We start from the raw sequence: 15,807 nt of genomic DNA on the forward strand, positions 1-15,807 counted from the left end.
CGGGGCGCCGTGGCTCCTGCGCGGGAGCGGACGGGGGCGCGGTCGGCGGTGCAGTCGGGCCGGTGTCCACGCCTGCTCCTCCTCGCTCATCCGCGGCTCGTCGCCGGGCTGGACCTCGCCCTCCTGCGCGCGGCGACGGAAGTCACGGTTCAACGCCATCCAGTCACCCGGCTCGCACCACGAGACCGCACCGATCGAGTACCGGTCGGCCCAGGCCGATGACGTCGCGAAGCTCGCGCGCTGCACCGGCCCGCCCTCCCCGTAGACGGTGGGCCAGGGGGTCGAGTCCGTGACCCTCACGCTCATCCCGAGCGAACGCCAGTACTCCGCCACCCGCTGCGCATCACCCTCCAGATCCACCCCGGGACGCGCCCAGTAGTTGTAGGCGAACCGCGCACCCCTGCGCCCCCAGCCGAGGCCGCACCGGTCAGCCGGCGGCGTTCCCTCGTTCGTCGACCAGCCCTCACCCGGCACGACCGCGGCCGACTCCTTCACGAACTCGACCACGCCCGACCGGTTCTCCTCGGGCGACACGGGCGCCGAGCCTCCGCAGGCACTCAGGAGCAGCACCGCGAGCATCGCGGACAGCGCTCGCAGCAGTCGCCACTCCCGTCGCAGCTCACTCATGAGCCGGAACCTCCGGCGCCGTCTGAGCCCGGGGACGCGGCACCGAGCCGGAGTAGGGCGAGCGCGGACTCAGCTTCTCCTCCTCGCCACCCAGAGCCCACGCCACGTTCCGGGCGGACTCCGTCCCTCGCTCGAGGTACCCCCGGTCGTCCGTGGACTCGCCGACGACCAGGTCGTGGGTCGTCACCGGCGGCCCCGCGTCGCCGCCCGTCTCCACGCCGATGCCCCGCGCACCGAAGGCGGGATCCGAGGGGTCGACGCGGTGCCACGGGCTGAATTCCCTGCCCACCCACGAGTACCGGTCTCCGGGCGCGGGATCGAGGAGGTACCGGTCGGTGGCCTGGCCTGCGTAGACCCGGTCGGCGTGCAGCTGGCTCGCGCTCGTGATCCAGTTCGGCAGCCCGGCGGATCCGAGCGTGATGAAGCTGTCGACATGGACGTCCGGGTCGGTCATCGCGATGGACGCCGCCGTGCTGCCGAAGGAGTGGGCGACCACTCCGAGCATCGGCATCGAGTCCCGACGGACCGCAGCGAATCCCTTGAGCGTCGAGACGAGAGCGGCCGCGCCCTCCTCCGCGCGCGCCAGGCCGAGAACGCTGAGGTCCGGGTCCGGGGAGAAGGGGACCGGTGGCGTCTTGTAGCCGATCCAGGCGACGACGGCGCTCCCGCTTCCTCGCTGCGACTGGACCGTCTGGGCTCCGGCCGCGAGGGTGCTCATGTTCTGCGTCGTCGTCCCCATCCCGGGAACCACGAACGAGGCGTTGGTCGCCGTGTCGAGATCGCCGATCGAGACCGCGGCGAGCGGAGGCTGGTCCCCGGTGAGCGAGACGAGGAACCGGGGTACGCCAGTGACCACTGTGGTGAGCGCCGCGTCGATGTCCACTAGGCACGCCTGCCTCTCCAGCAGCTCGTCCAGACGCGCCTTCACCATCGGCAGCGCCACGGGCGCGGCCGGCAGGAGCATCGTGAGCAGCAGCATCCGCTCCGACGCGACGATCTGGCGCTCGACCGCTCGGAGACCGCTCCGCAGGGCGATCCTGTTCGCCGTATCGCGGGCTCCGTAGGGCAGCCCCTCGAGATTGCCGAGCAGCGTCGGAAGGCTCTGCAGGAGCATCCACTGCCGCGGGGAGAGGGCCGATCCGTGCTCCGCGGGATCGAGCGTCGCCCACCAGACTGCCACGGACTCGGGGCTCATGCCCTCCAGGCGCTCCGCGAGTTCGGGCGATCCCGCCACCATCGCGCTGATCTCGCCGGCGGGCATCGATCCCAGAGCGTGCTGCAGGCGGTCCACGCTGAGCTCCGCCTTCGTCGCCGAGACGAGATCGAGCACGCCGACCGAGAGGGTCCCCCCGCCCGCCGCCTCAAAAGCGCTCGCGATCCGCTCGATCCAGGCTGCGTCCGCGACGCACTCCTCCGTGAAGACGGCGAATCCCTCGAGGAACGACGGCGAACCCGTGCGCACCCAGGCGCACCGATCGACGAAAGCGGCCCACTCCGAGCGCAGCCGGTGGAGGACGGCCTCGAGATCGGTTGCCGAGGAACGCGCACGGGAGACGAACACCCGCAGGTGGTCCGGATTCGCGGAACTGGTCCCGGCTGAACCGCCCGCGCCACCGCGACGGTGCGGCATCGGGAAGAAGGCCGCCGATACCTCCGGCGCGAGGAACGGCTCGGCGGAGGGCATCCGGTCCAGGAGCCCCTCCGCCGCGGCGAGCACGGCACCTGCGGCGTCCACCCGACGTCGCTCCTCGCGAGCATCCTCGCGAACCTGCCAGGCCGCCAGCTCCTCGAGCCGCTCGAGCTCCCGACGTGCCTGCACCGATGCGGCCTCCACGTCGTCCACCAGCAGGCCCAGAGCGCGCGAGAGCTGGCCGGAGTCGTCGAGGTGGAGGAGGAGGTTCTCGCTGAAGGCGCCGGCGTAGGGGCCCGCGAAGTCCACGAGGGCCGTTCCGGCCGCATCGTGGAGCGCCATCTGGTGGCTCAGGACAACGCTGCGCGCGTCCAGAGTCGTGCGGACGAGAGCAGCAGCCTGCGCCGGGTCGGATCGAAGCATGAGAGCCTCCTAGAAGAGATTATCTCACGTTACACCTCGATGTCTTCGCGGCGGGGACAGGGCGCGCAGCAGCCTCCGCCCGGGGCGGGCGCTACGTCGGCTCCGATAAAGCCCGGCCCGGGGCGCCCAGCCTCTCGCCCCTACTGCCCGGAATCCCCCGCCAGCCCCGCCTTCACCAGAGAGTGCACGACGTCGTAGTCGGGCTTCTCGGGGTAGACGTCCGGCGGCACGAGCTCGATCGGATCGACGGGCTGCGACTTCGTCTTCAGGCCCAGCTGGACGAAGTAGCCGAGCATGCCCTGCGGGACATCGGTCTTGATCACCTGCGAGCCCGCCGCCGCGACGTCCTGGAACTTCGCGAGCACATTGCCCGGATCGAACTGGTCGAGGAGCGCCTCCTGCACCTGGCGCTGCCGCGCCATCCGGTCGTAGTCGCTCGTGGTGTAGCGGGAGCGGGCGTAGGCGAGCGCCTGCTCGCCGTTGAAGTGGTACTGGCCGGGGTCTATCCACTGGTTGACGCCCTGCATCACGCCGTCCCCGTCGGGCAGGCCACCCAGCGGCAGCGGATCGTCGGCCACGTAGTCGATGTCGATGCCGCCGAGCGCATCGATCAGCTGGGCGAAGCCTCCATGTCGATCAGCGCGTAGTACTGGAGCTTCAGGTCGAGGATGCCCTCGACAGCATCGCGCATCGCCTCGATGCCCGGGTCGCTGCCCTCGGCCTCGGCGTCGGGGTAGAGCTCGGGATGTTTCAGCTCTACTTCCGTGTAGATCGAGTTGAGCTTGCAGACGTCGACTCCGCAGTTGTCGGTGTTGTACCCGTCCGGGTACAGCTCGTGCAGCGGGCTGTCCTCGGGGATCGGGATGTCCACGAATTCGCGGGACACCCCGATGATCGAGGCCTTGCCTGTGGAGGCGTCGATGCTGACCACCGAGATGCTGTCCGGACGCAGCCCGTCACGGTCCTCTCCCGCGTCGCCGCCGAGAAGCATGATGTTGTACCGGCCGTCGATGGGCTGCTCGATCGCTCCGCCACCGAAGATGGACGAGAGGGTGCCGCGGGTGACCCCGATCAGATAGGTGCCGTATGCGGTGCTACCGACCGAGACCGCCATCACAGCGATCGTCGCGAAGGCGAGCACCCCGCGCATCCGCGGTCGCACCCGCACGACCCGGATGAGCCGCAGAGTGTCGAGGGTGAGCACCAGCCACACCACGCCGTAGACGACGAGCGCGGCCTGGAGCGCGAGCATCGACAGGTCGAACGTGGCCAGCGTGTAGAGGCCCGTCGGGAAGACGACGTAGAGCAGGACGCCCACGAGCAGGGCGACCCAGAGGCCCAGCGTGAAGCCGAGCCCGAGCCGTCCGAGCCTGCGGTTCCCGGCCAGGACCTGAGCGGAGCCGGGGACGAGGACGTTGACGATGAGCAGCCACCACGCCCGGCGGGTCATGAAGGCGCGGGAGGAGACGTCCGGATGCCGCAGCGGCAGGGCGACGGCGGTCACAGGCCCGCCACCAGAGCGTCGTTCTTGGCGGCGACCTGCGCCTCGAGGTCGGCGGCGAAGGCGTCGAGCGCCGACGCCAGTGCCTCGTCGGACGTCGCCAGGATCTTGACGGCCAGGAGACCCGCGTTGCGGGCGCCGCCGATGGAGACGGTGGCCACCGGGACGCCGGCCGGCATCTGGACGATCGAGAGGAGCGAGTCGAGACCGTCCAGGCGGGCAAGCGGGACCGGGACTCCGATGACGGGGAGCGACGTGACCGCGGCCAGCATGCCCGGGAGGTGCGCGGCACCGCCGGCGCCAGCGATGACCACCTTCAACCCGCGAGCCCGGGCATCGCGCCCGTAGGCGATCATCGCCTCCGGAGTGCGGTGCGCCGAGACGACCCGGACCTCGTGCGCGACGCCGAACTCGGCGAGCGCCGCCGAGGCCGCCTGCATGACGGGCCAGTCAGAGTCGGAGCCCATCACGACTCCGACGAGCGGGGACGGGCCGTTCACGAGCGCACCCGCGTTCACGACAGGGCTCCGGCAGGGGTCGGGGAGGTCGTCTGGCTCGTCACGGCGACCATCGTACGGGTCAGTCCGTGAGAACGGCCGCCGCCGCGCGCGCTTCGTAGACCACCAGGTCGAGCTCGTCACCAGCTGCCGCGACGTGCCCGACCTTCCGACCCGGCCGCGGCTCCTTGCCGTAGTTGTGCACCTTCACGGTCGGATGCTGGGCGAGGACACGCGGGTAGCGATCAGTCAGCGACTCCCCCACCGGACCGCCGAGCACGTTCACCATGACCGTCCACGGATCCCGGCAGCCGGTCGCCCCCAGCGGCAGGTCCAGGACCGCGCGCAGGTGCTGCTCGAACTGCGACGTGGTCGAGCCGTCCATCGTCCAGTGGCCGCTGTTGTGCGGGCGCATCGCCAGCTCGTTGACGAGGATCCGCTCGTCGCTCGTCTCGAAGAGCTCCACTGCCAGCACGCCGGTGACGCCCAGCTTCTCGGCGATCGTCTCCGCGATCTCCGCAGCCGCCGCGGCGATCCGGCCCGCGGAGGCGGGGGCCGGCGCGATCACCTCCGCGCACACTCCGTCGCGCTGGACCGACTCGACGACCGGCCAGAGGATGCTCTCGCCGGAGGGACGGCGTGCGACGAGCTGCGCGAGTTCGCGACGGAAGTCGACCAGCTCCTCCACCAGGAGCGAGCCCCCTCGACCGTCGTCGACGAGCGCCGCGAACCAGTCGTCGGCCTCGTGCGCCCCGCGCACGACGCGCACGCCCTTGCCGTCGTAGCCACCGCGGGCCGTCTTCACGACGGCAGCGCCTCCGTGGTCGGCGAGGAACACCGCGAGCTCCTCGGCGGAGGAGACCTCGGCCCACTCGGGCACCGGCACGCCGAGCTCGCTCAGGCGGCGCCGCATCATCAGCTTGTCCTGCGCGAAGAGGAGGGCGTCGGGGCCGGGGTGCACGGCCACGCCGCGCGCGATCAGCTCGCGGAGGATCGGCTGGGGGACGTGCTCGTGGTCGAACGTCACGACGTCGACGGTCTCGGCGAAGGCGAGCACCGTCTCCTCGTCGCGGTAGTCACCCACCCGCGTCGCGGCCAGTGCCGCCGACGATCCCTCGCCCTCGGCGAGCACGGCGATCTCGATGCCGAGCTCGACCGCAGCGGGGATCATCATCCGGGCGAGCTGGCCGCCTCCGATCACGCCGACGCGCATGGGATCCTCCGTCTCCGCCCGCTGGTGCGGGGCGGCTCCATCGTACCGAGGGGCCGAGCGGCCCCGCCGATCGAGCGTCTCCCGACAGGGACGGTCACACGGGCGCGGGCCACTCCGGATCGGACGCGGGCGCGGCGGCGATCGTCTCGCGCAGCAGCTCGGCCGCCAGCTCCGGATCGGGGAGGTCGCGCAGCACGAAGAGGTCGGCGCCGCTCTGACCGATCCGCACGTCTCCGCAGCGGGCCACGCGTTGGAGGACGCTCCTGTCCACGGTGACGGACATCCGCCGATCGAAGACGAGCTCGGCACGTCGGACGGCGACGACTCCGCGCCGGGCGGTCAGGCCGGTCGGAGTGATCCGATAGTGCACGCTCGCCCACTGCGCGAGGCCGGGCACGCACAGCAGCAGCACCAGGACCGCCGTGCCGATCCCGATGATCCAGCGCTGCAGCGGCAACTCGAACTGCGCCGCGAAGTAGAAGCCCGCCCAGGTGAGCAGCAGGAAGCCGAGGACGGGAGCGAACGCCTGTCGGGCACGCGGAGTCAGGCGCGCGAGCTCGCGCTGCGCGGGGTCGGACGAGGAGCGGGCCATCACGAGCGCAGGTGAAGGACATCGCCCGATGAGAACACGCGGTGCACGCCGTCCTGCCGCAGCACGAGGGCGCCGTCGGCCGCGAGCGAGTCGGCGACTCCCTCCGCGTGCGTGCCGTCGGGGAGGTCGAGTCGCACGCGCATGCCGAGGGTCGCGCAGGAGTGCCGGACAGCCGCGGCCGTTCCCGCGGACTCCGCGTCGCCCAGGGCGAGGAGCGGAGCGAGGAGCGCCGCGAGCTCGGTCAGGAAGGCGGACAACACCGTGTCGGCGTCCGTCGTCGAGGCTCCAGCGAGGGCGAGGGAGGTGGCAGTGGGCACCGGCAGCTCCGTCTCGTCGAGCAGGAGATTGACCCCCGTTCCCACGATCACGCGGCCGTCGGCGAGTCGCTCGGCAAGGATTCCCGCCGTCTTCCGCCCACCGATGAGGACATCGTTGGGCCACTTCACCGCGACGTCCGCCGGCACCAGTCGAGCGAGTGCCCGCGCCAGGGCGGTTCCCGCCACCAGGGGCAGCCAGCCGGCGGCCGCGGCGTCCAGACCCGAGGCGTCGACCAGGATCGAGGCCGCCAGAGTCCTGCCCGCAGGGGCCTCCCATACGCGCCCGAGCCGGCCCCGGCCTGCACGCTGGTCGTCGGTCGCGACCACGGACAGGTGCGGCCACGCCGCGGGATCGGCCGTCGCTCGCTCGCGCAGCTCGTCGTTGGTCGACCCTGCGTGCTCGAGCACCACGATCCGGGGGGAGACGGCCTGCGAGAGCGGGAGCTGCATGCGGCAACGGTAGCGGCGGCTCCCGCGAGGCACCTCGACGCGCCCGCTCCTTGTCGGGATCCTCCCGCGCAGACGCCTGCTCCCTGTGCACGGGCGACAAGAGAGACGGTCTCGGCCGCCGGTAGGGTGAGCGAGTGACCGCGAACACCGAACGTCCCGCGCCCGATCTGTACACGACCGCGGGGAAGATCGCGGACCTGAGGAACCGCTACCACGAGGCCGTCACGGCCAGCGGCGAGGCGGCGATCGAGAAGCAGCACGCCAAGGGCAAGATGACCGCGCGCGAGCGGATCGACACCCTCCTCGACCCGGGCTCGTTCGTGGAGCTGGACGAGTTCGTCCGCCACCGCACCCACGCCTTCGGCATGGAGAAGAAGCGCCCCTACGGTGACGCCGTCGTCACCGGGACCGGCACCATCCACGGCCGGCAGGTCGCGGTGTACTCGCAGGACTTCACGATCTTCGGCGGCTCGCTCGGCGAGGTGGCCGGCGAGAAGATCATCAAGGTGATGGACCTCGCCCTCAAGACGGGCGTGCCGATCATCGGCATCCTCGACTCCGGTGGAGCCCGCATTCAGGAGGGCGTCGTCGCCCTGGGCAAGTACGGCGAGATCTTCCGCCGCAACACCGCGTCGAGCGGAGTGATCCCCCAGATCTCGATCATCTGCGGCCCGGCCGCGGGCGGCGCGGTCTACTCCCCCGCCCTGACCGACTTCGTGATCATGGTCGACAAGACCAGCCAGATGTTCGTCACCGGCCCCGACGTCATCAAGACCGTCACCGGCGAGGACGTCGGCATGGAGGAACTCGGCGGCGCGCTGACCCACAACAAGATCTCGGGCGTCTCCCACTACCTCGCGAGCGACGAGGACGACGCACTCGACTACGCGCGGACTCTCCTCTCCTTCCTCCCCGACAACAACCTCTCGCCGGTCCCGGTTTTCGAGACCGAGGTCGACCTCGAGACCACCGACGCCGACCGCTTCCTCGACACGGTCATCCCGGACAGCCCGAACCAGCCGTACGACATGCGCGCCGTGATCGAGCACATCGTCGACGAGGGCGACTTCCTCGAGGTGCAGCCGCTGTTCGCCCCGAACATCGTGATCGGCTTCGGCCGGGTCGAGGGGCGCTCGGTCGGCATCATCGCGAACCAGCCGAGCGCCATGGCCGGCACACTGAACATCGAGGCCGGAGAGAAGGCCTCGCGCTTCGTCCGTTTCTGCGACGCGTTCTCGCTGCCGATCCTCACCCTGGTCGACGTTCCCGGCTACCTGCCCGGCACTGATCAGGAATGGACCGGCGTCATCCGCCGTGGGGCGAAGCTGCTCTACGCCTACGCCGAGGCGACCGTTCCCCTGGTCACCGTCATTCTGCGCAAGGCCTACGGCGGCGCATACATCGTGATGGGCTCCAAGCAGCTCGGCGCCGACATCAATCTGGCCTGGCCGACCGCCGAGATCGCGGTGATGGGCGGCCAGGGCGCCGTCAACATCCTCTACCGCGGCGAGATCCGCAAGGCGGAGGAGGCGGGCGAGGACGTCGCGGCCGTCCGCACCCGGCTCGCGAACGAGTACACCTACAACGTCGCCAGTCCGTTCCTCGCCGCCGAGCGGGGCGAGCTCGACGGCGTGATCGAGCCCTCCGCCACGCGCGTCTCGATCATCAAGGCCCTGCGCGCGCTGCGCACCAAGCGGGCGAACCTCCCGGCGAAGAAGCACGGCAACATCCCGCTCTAGCAGCCCGGCGATTCGGGACGGGAGACGGCACGACGGCGCGGCAGCCCTTCTCAGCGGCCTGCTCCCCCCGGCGCACGTCGTCGACCTCACCGGGCTGCGCAGCCCATCGGGAGCGGTCGGGATGCTGCGGCCTGCCGCCGTGCTCCCGGGCCACCGGGCGCTGACGCCTGCCGTCGTCCTCGTCGTCGCCGCGCTGCTCCCTCAAGCCGGCGCGACAGGCGGTGCCTCGGCGCTCACCCGCTCGCCGTCGGCGTCGCCCCGTCGCCCGCGGGCGCCTTCTCCTCGGCTCGGGAGCCGACCACGCGAGCGAAGGCGAGCGCCTGCGACGCCGACAGGTCGGGCAGGTAGGCGCGGCCCAGCGCCGCTCCGATGCGCGGGAGCTGCAGCGCATCGGGGTAGGCCATCCACAGCCCGGCGTAGCGCGGGTGGAACTTGGCCTTGAAGCGGAACAGCGACGTGAAGCCGTACGCGGGCTCGAGCGTGCGCGAGAGGAACTCGAGCAGGCGCGAGAGCACTGTCGGCTCGGGCGGCTGCTGCCCCTCCTCGATCGGCGCAGTCGCGAGCGGGGCACCCGAGAGCGAGAGGAACTCGGCCCCCTCCTCTTTCACGCGCAGAGCGGCGGAGGCGATCAGGAACTCCATGATCCCGGGCATCGCGTCGTCGGAGCGGCGCATGAAGTCGAGCGTCCACCCGATCACGCGGCCTTCGCGGTGCACGGGGAGCCAGCTCGTCACTCCCTGCAGGACGCCGTCCGGCCCGACGGCCAGCAGCAGCGCCACATCGGGATCCCGCACCTCGTCGATCCCGCCCAGCGTGAAGCCCATCTCGGGCAGGGCCTTTTCGGCGACCCACCGCTCCGACAGGTCGACGATCTGGTTGGCCATGCCGAGCGAGAGCTCCGGCCAGCTCGTCCACTCCGCCCGAATGCCGAGCTTGATCCCCCGGTTGAGCGGGTATCGGACCTTCTGCCACTGCTTGCCGGTGAGTTCGAACGCCGAGAGCTCAAGGATCGTCTCCTCGCCCACCGAGAGCCGCGACCAGCCGAGGTCGTCGAAGATCGGGAGCAGCTCGTCGTGGATGCTGTAGAAGACCGGGGTCCAGCTGCGCTCGTCGCAGAATCGCACGAACTCGGCCACCGTGTCGGCCCGACGCTCCGGCGTGCAGGCGGGATCGGAGAGCGTGAGGGCGACTCCGCCGATGACCCGGTAGGCGACTCCGCCCTCGCCGTCCCGCGAGATCCAGTGCGCGTTCCCCTCCCACGTGCCCTGGTGGCCGAGGCTCCCCGCGCCGTGGCGCGTCAGCAGGGCTCGGTAACGAGCTTCGTCGCCGCGGACGCGCTGGATGTCGGTGGCCCGGAGCAGAGCGATGATCGCCACCAGGACGAGCAGCCAGAACACCGGTCCGACCCATTCGAAGACCACGCGCGCCAACGGCTCCCGCGGCACCGCGAGCAGACCCGCTCCGCCCAGGAAGCTGACCGGGACGAAGCGCAGGAGCCCGTCGAGCAGCAGCCGGCCGAAGCCGAGTAGAGGCTCGAAGCCCGTGCGCACCCCGGCGGACAGGACGAGGTAGCTGCCGAGCGAGGCGACGAAGCCGATCGCGACGACGCGCGTCCACAGCCGGGCGGCGGCGCGCGGCGCGCGGATCCGGAAATGACGCCGCCCCAGCACGAGCACGGCCACGACCCCGAGCGGCACCAGGACCGTCGTCGCCACCCAGAGCAGGTACTCGGCGTAGTACTGGAACTCGGGATGACGGGCGGCGCGCTGGAGGGAGAAGACCTCGAGGATCGCGATCGCCACGTTCACCCCGATCGCCAACAGCAGGCTCAGACGGCGACCAGAGCGCAGCCCGTAGGCGGCGACCAGCAGCAGCAGGAGCGGCACGAAGGTCAGCAAGATCGGGCCGGGCGCGACGAGGCTCAGGCGGACGTGGTGGGCGCAGTGCCGAACCGCGCGGCTGCACGGGTCCTCCAGATCGGTGGTGCCGGTGAAGGCGCTCTGCAGGAGGCGGCCGAGGAACGAGAACGGGCCGTACCCCGAATCCGACAGGACGGCGACCAGCGGGCCGATCGCCGTGACCGCGACGATGGTGGCCAGGAGGGCGCGGGACTCGCGGTGCGAGCTCGGCGCGGGCCGCTGCGGACGCAGCCCCGCGACTCCGCCGGCGAGCAGCGCGCCGAGCACCAGGCCTGACGCGCCCGAGAGCAGCCGGTAGACATCGGCGGAGTCGCCCGCGTAGAGCATGAACATCAGCACGACAGCGAAGACGGAGACGCGCAGGCGGCGGCGCCAGAGCGCGCCCATGAACGCTGTGGCGGTCACCAGCGCACCCACTGCGCCGATCAGCGGATCGAAGGTGTGATCGCCGACCGTGTCGCCGGCCCACCACTCCCCCGCCTGGGCACCGATCGCCTGGAGACCCGCGCCGAGCACGGCGCCGAGCGCTCCGGTGAGGAGGAAGGACACGGCGGTGCGGGCGGACCCGAGGCGGCGCTCGGCCACGATCAGCAGCGGCAGCATCAGCAGCACGTCGAGGAGCAGCTGGAGCGGATCGGCGGCGATCAGGAGCGATGTCACGGCCGTCCACGGCCGTCCGTCGAGCGTCGTGTTCGCTCCGGCCGCCCACCAGGCTGTCGTCTCGGCGCTGGCCGGGCCCGCGAGCGTCCCGGCGACGGCACTCGCGGCGACGAGGACGAGGGTGATCGCCACGGCAGCCGGAGAGCGCCGAACCAGCCGTCGGAGAGGACGGAGTACCGCCGCGCCGCGCCTCGTGGACCAGGTCGGCATGCGGGAAGGCTCCTGTTCGCGAGGGACGGACGCCGCTCCGGCGACACCCGCGTCAGCATAGCCATGCCCCGCCACCCCCCGCCGTGAACGGCATGCGATAGCGTCACGGGATGACCGCATCCGACTCCGAACCCGCCGTCGTCATCTCCACTCCGGGCCTCGACGCCCGTCAGATCGCTGCGATCACAGCGGTCGTGACCGCGCTGGCGTCGCGGACGAGCACCGAGCCCGGGACGCCGCGCGAGCCCAGCGGCGGCTGGAACGACCGCGCCTCCGCGCTGCGCTCACCGTTGCGTCCCGCCGCGGGCGCGTGGCGCTCGTTCTCGGGCTGACCATCCCGAGGGCCGAGCCGGTTCCGACCCTCCTCGTCGCGGATCCCGCGATCTGCGCCGAGAAAAATGAATTTTGTCCCCCGATTAGTCCCCTAAAGTGCCGACTACCGGGCCCCTTGCGGACCGAGCATAGTTGTCTTCGTAAGGTGCTCCATCTACGGACGGGGCATCGCCAATCACCCGCCGACCAGGGTAACGAGGCGGGTGTGTTGGGGGCGAGTGAGGGTAATATTCGGGTTGTTACCCTCACTCGGGGTTTGACGGCGGGCCGGGCCCCCTCTTCGGAGGAGTGGACGGCCCGCCGCACTCCGTTAACGAGCCGGTAGCGACTCGCCGGCGTCGCCGGGCGTCGCGCAGCGTCTCACTCCGGCGGGCGACGCCATCCGACCCGGGAGCGATCGGGTCCGCCGCCGCCTGGTCCGCCACTCCAGGTCCGCCGCTGCCGGGTCACGTGACCGGCGGGTCGCGCCGCCGTCCGGGATGGGCGAGCCGGATCACGCTCCGCCGTCGCTCCGCTCCTCGCGCCGGATCTCGACCCACGCGTCGACCTCGTCGCCCGCGTCGTCCGAGCCGAGCGCTCCCGCGCTGCCGTCCCCCGCGGTCCTCAACCCCACGACCGTGACCGCCGACGGGGAGTCCGCTGAGGCGGTGCGCACCACGACGCGGTCCACCTCGTCCCGGATCCCGTCGAGCGCCTGCGCGAGCTCGCCGAGGACCCTGCGGCTCTCGCCCTCCGAGCTGCGGTCCAGACCACCGTCGTCGAGCACCGACACGGTGACACCGCGCCGCCGCGCCTCGAGGACGAGGCGGCGCACCTCGTCGTCGAGCAGCCGCCGTCCACGGATCTCGTCTCGGACGGCGGCCTCCAGCAGACGACACTCACGTCGTTCCTCCTCCGACAGCCCGGGCCCTGGAGCTGCGATCCTGCGCAACATGTCGGAGGCGATCGCGCGAGTCTGCTCGAGGCGCACCTCGCGCTCGGTCAGGTGCGCCTCCTCCGCAGCCCGCCAGGAGGCGGCCGCACGCTCGGCGGCCTCGAGAACCCGCGCCTCCGCCCCCGCCCGGCCGAGCTCGATGATCAGCAGCTGCGCGATGGCGACCCAGGCGATCCCTCCGACAACCCCGAGGGTCGCGAGCGCCACCGGCCCGGCCCAGACGACTGTGTGCACGATCAAGAAGGCGACGCCCACCCAGGCGCACAGAGCGCGGCGCCGGGCGCAGACGATGGTCATCAGGGTGCCGACAGCAGCGATGTACCAGGTGGAGTAGCCGTTCGAGGCGGTCGGATCCAGCGAAGGCGCGACGAGCAGCGGCAGCGCGATCGCGACGCCCGTCATCCCGATCGCCACGGGGAGGGACAGACGCATGCTCGCGCCCGGCCACAGGGCGACCACGGTCGCCGCGACGTAGAGCGCGACCGCGACCAGGTCGGCCGGGGTGGCCGGCGAGATCCGGAACGAGAAGAACGCGAGCACCACGTGGTAGAGAGAGAAGCCGGCGCCGAGCGCCTGGAGCAGGGGGCGGGGATAGGTGATCACCGCTGTCCCGCCTCTCCGTCGCGCCGCCAGCCCAGCACGACCCGCGTGCCCTCCCCGGGAGCGGAGTCGACCCGAGCGGAGCCCCGCGCGTTGTGCACGCGCTCGAGGATGGACAGGCGGATGCCGAGGCGCTCGCGGGGCACCTCCGAGAGCCGGAAGCCGCGGCCGTCGTCCTCGATCACGATCTCGACGACGCCCTCGTCCAGCCTCCCGTGCACCGAGCGGCGCACGCTCTCGCTCGGACCGGCGTGCTGCGCGCTGTTGGTGAGGGCCTGCCAGGTGGCGCCGAGCAGCGCCTCCGCGATCGTCCGAGGGAGTGCGGCGCGGCGCGGGTCCAGCCCTGGAGCCACCTCGACCGTGCACGCCGCCTCGAAGGTCGAGGCGGCGTACGCGAGCTGACGCTCGAGCATCTCGACGGCCACGAAGCCGTCCGGCGTCTCGGGTTCGCGCTCAGGGAGGAGAACGGCGAGCGTGCGCTGCGCCATCGTCGAGACGAGCGCTCGCTCTGCCGGCGACTCGGCGGAGGAGGCCGCGAGCAGCGTCGCCAGGACGTTGTCGTGCACGAGCGCGTCGACCTCGACCCGCTCGACCTCTCCCGCGTGCTGGCGCATCGCCGCCTCGTACTGCCGAGTCGCTGTGCTCCGGGCGCGATCGACGCTGTCGGCCGACTGCCGCAGCACCGTGATGAGGACGAGCATCACGAAGCCGACGATGCCCACATATGCGGCGTCGAGGACCGCGCGGGTCGGCTCCGCCCCGCCCCCGGAGGGCAGGACGCGCAGCGTCCCGAAGAGCACCGTGGTGAGTGAGACGTAGGCGATCGCGATCCGGAGCGGCGCGGCGATCGTGCAGAACGCCGTGCCGATCGTCAGGAGGTACCAGATCCACGGTGTCTCCCGCGGGGCGGAGCCGGGTTCGACCGCCGCCGGCCAGGTGAGCAGCGCCACGAGCACGCCGACCGCCACGAGGACGGCGGTGATGCGGGAGCCGCGCCGCAGGACCGCGGTGAGGACCGCTCCACTCAGGGCTCCGAAGACGAGCACGAGGACCGGCCAGGCGATCTCGGGGCGCAGCAGCGGCAGCTGGGCGAGGATCGGGGGGACGGTCTGCAGCCCGAAGCCGAACCCGAAGAACGACACGACGGTGCTGATGATCCGGTCGATCCGCTCCCGCCCGGCGTGAGTGCGGGCGGACGCCCCCTCAGCGCCCGCCATCGCCGTCGTCCGGGTCGATGCCCGGGAGGATGCCGTCCTCGACCGCGCGGCGCAGCAGGTCGACCTTGGTCGGGGCCGGGCGCCCGATCTCGACGTACTTGTCGCGGATCCTGTCGAGGTATTCCTTGGCCGTCGACACCGAGATCTGCAGCCGTTCGGCAACCAGCTTGAGCGGGAGTCCCGACGCGTAGAGGTGCAGCACGTCGCGCTCCCGTCGGCCGAGTACGGCTCGGGCGAAGTCGTCGTCGGCGTCGATCGCGGAGGCCCACTCGAGGTTGTTCAGCACCTCGCCGCGGGCGACGGTGCGGATCGCGGCGACGACGGTCGACATGGGCGACGACTTCGGGATCACGCCGGCGGCGCCGGCGGCGAGCGCCTCCCGCACGGCGACCACGCGGTCGGCGATGCTGTGCACGAGGACGGCCGAACCGCGCAGCTGGCCCCACTTGACGTTGCTGGTGATGCTGGAGCCGTCGTTCAACGAGAGATCGAGCACCAGGACCTCGAGCTCGGCCCCGCCGATCGTGCTCTCGAGAGCGCGGACCGTCTCAGCGGCGGCGACGACCTGCATCCCCGCGCTCTCGATGGCGGCGGCGACTCCGAGGCGCACCGACTCGTGGTCATCCACGATGGCCACTCGCACGCGAGGACCCGCGACCTCGACCTCCGTGTTCGGCTCCATCCGGCCCATGGTACCGACGCGGGAGCCGCGCCGGGTCAGCCGTCGCGTCGCACCAGTCGCGCGACGGCCTCGACGTGCGACGTGTGCGGGAAGAGGTCGAAGCCGTCGAGCCGCTCGAGCTCGTAGCCGGCGCCGGTCAGGGCGCCGACGTCCCGGGCCAGGGCGACCGGGTCGCAGGCGACGTAGATCAGCTGGGCGGGACGCAGCTCCGCGAGCGCATCGGTGACCGCGCGCCCGGCGCCGGAGCGGGGCGGATCGAGGAC

General features: G+C 71.7%; 14 protein-coding genes and 1 pseudogene. 2 read left to right on the forward strand and 13 right to left on the reverse strand.

All coding sequences use genetic code 11. The features are described 5' to 3' along the window. The 8 genes from ACH61_RS09605 to ACH61_RS09635 form a co-directional block, all read right to left on the reverse strand. On the reverse strand, positions 1-627 hold a 627-nt coding region (locus ACH61_RS09605; RefSeq protein ID WP_153038831.1), incomplete at its 3' end, for a hypothetical protein. Continuing rightward, positions 620-2,680 (reverse strand): alpha/beta hydrolase, encoded by a 2,061-nt coding sequence (locus tag ACH61_RS09610; protein WP_068211617.1) that lies wholly within the window; start codon positions 2,678-2,680, stop codon positions 620-622. The genes ACH61_RS09605 and ACH61_RS09610, both read right to left, overlap by 8 nt. 140 nt (positions 2,681-2,820) lie before the next feature. Continuing rightward, positions 2,821-3,258 (reverse strand): LCP family protein, encoded by a 438-nt coding sequence (locus tag ACH61_RS18365; RefSeq protein WP_236713618.1) that lies wholly within the window; start codon positions 3,256-3,258, stop codon positions 2,821-2,823. Positions 3,259-3,290: 32 nt separating this feature from the next. Then, entirely contained in the window at positions 3,291-4,184 is an 894-nt protein-coding gene (locus ACH61_RS18370; RefSeq protein ID WP_236713619.1) for an LCP family protein, read from the reverse strand. Continuing rightward, on the reverse strand, positions 4,181-4,648 hold the full coding sequence (purE, locus tag ACH61_RS09620; RefSeq protein WP_068211642.1) for a 5-(carboxyamino)imidazole ribonucleotide mutase: 468 nt from the start codon (positions 4,646-4,648) through the stop codon (positions 4,181-4,183). Before purE ends, ACH61_RS18370 begins: the two co-directional genes overlap by 4 nt. Positions 4,649-4,760: 112 nt before the next feature. Further along, positions 4,761-5,891, reverse strand: a complete 1,131-nt coding sequence (locus tag ACH61_RS09625) for a 5-(carboxyamino)imidazole ribonucleotide synthase (RefSeq protein WP_068211620.1) — start codon at positions 5,889-5,891, stop codon at positions 4,761-4,763. A gap of 94 nt (positions 5,892-5,985) precedes the next feature. Then, positions 5,986-6,483 carry a PH domain-containing protein gene (locus tag ACH61_RS09630; RefSeq protein WP_068211623.1) on the reverse strand — a complete coding sequence of 166 codons (498 nt, stop codon included), beginning with the start codon at positions 6,481-6,483 and terminating at the stop codon, positions 5,986-5,988. Beyond that, positions 6,483-7,250, reverse strand: coding sequence for a biotin--[acetyl-CoA-carboxylase] ligase (locus tag ACH61_RS09635; protein ID WP_068211625.1), 768 nt, complete (start codon positions 7,248-7,250; stop codon positions 6,483-6,485). The genes ACH61_RS09630 and ACH61_RS09635 overlap by 1 nt, the downstream gene beginning before the upstream one ends. Positions 7,251-7,384: 134 nt before the next feature. Between ACH61_RS09635 and ACH61_RS09640 the strand changes: the two genes are divergently transcribed. Further along, positions 7,385-8,989: an acyl-CoA carboxylase subunit beta gene (locus ACH61_RS09640; RefSeq protein WP_068211629.1), complete on the forward strand. Its 1,605-nt coding sequence runs from the start codon at positions 7,385-7,387 to the stop codon at positions 8,987-8,989. Positions 8,990-9,222: 233 nt separating this feature from the next. On the opposite strand, the gene ACH61_RS09645 is transcribed toward ACH61_RS09640, so the two are convergent. Next, positions 9,223-11,700, reverse strand: a complete 2,478-nt coding sequence (locus ACH61_RS09645) for a bifunctional lysylphosphatidylglycerol flippase/synthetase MprF (RefSeq protein ID WP_158286056.1) — start codon at positions 11,698-11,700, stop codon at positions 9,223-9,225. A gap of 188 nt (positions 11,701-11,888) precedes the next feature. On the opposite strand from ACH61_RS09645, the gene ACH61_RS09650 reads away from it, so the two are divergent. After that, positions 11,889-12,110, forward strand: a complete 222-nt coding sequence (locus tag ACH61_RS09650; RefSeq protein ID WP_068211632.1) for an acyl-CoA carboxylase subunit epsilon — start codon at positions 11,889-11,891, stop codon at positions 12,108-12,110. 494 nt (positions 12,111-12,604) lie between these two features. Here the strand turns inward: ACH61_RS09650 and ACH61_RS09655 are convergent, their stop codons facing one another. The 4 genes and pseudogenes from ACH61_RS09655 to ACH61_RS09670 form a co-directional block, all read right to left on the reverse strand. Further along, positions 12,605-13,648: a hypothetical protein gene (locus tag ACH61_RS09655; RefSeq protein WP_068211633.1), complete on the reverse strand. Its 1,044-nt coding sequence runs from the start codon at positions 13,646-13,648 to the stop codon at positions 12,605-12,607. After that, complete coding sequence (locus ACH61_RS09660; RefSeq protein ID WP_068211637.1) at positions 13,645-14,862, reverse strand: sensor histidine kinase; 1,218 nt, start codon at positions 14,860-14,862, stop codon at positions 13,645-13,647. The genes ACH61_RS09655 and ACH61_RS09660 overlap by 4 nt, the downstream gene beginning before the upstream one ends. Beyond that, entirely contained in the window at positions 14,849-15,553 is a 705-nt protein-coding gene (locus ACH61_RS09665; RefSeq protein ID WP_068211639.1) for a response regulator transcription factor, read from the reverse strand. Before ACH61_RS09665 ends, ACH61_RS09660 begins: the two co-directional genes overlap by 14 nt. Positions 15,554-15,579: 26 nt before the next feature. After that, positions 15,580-15,807, reverse strand: a pseudogene (locus ACH61_RS09670) (class I SAM-dependent RNA methyltransferase); the annotation flags it as partial.

The organism is Rathayibacter tanaceti, assembly GCF_001634385.1.
Classification (GTDB): Bacteria; Actinomycetota; Actinomycetes; order Actinomycetales; family Microbacteriaceae; genus Rathayibacter; species Rathayibacter tanaceti.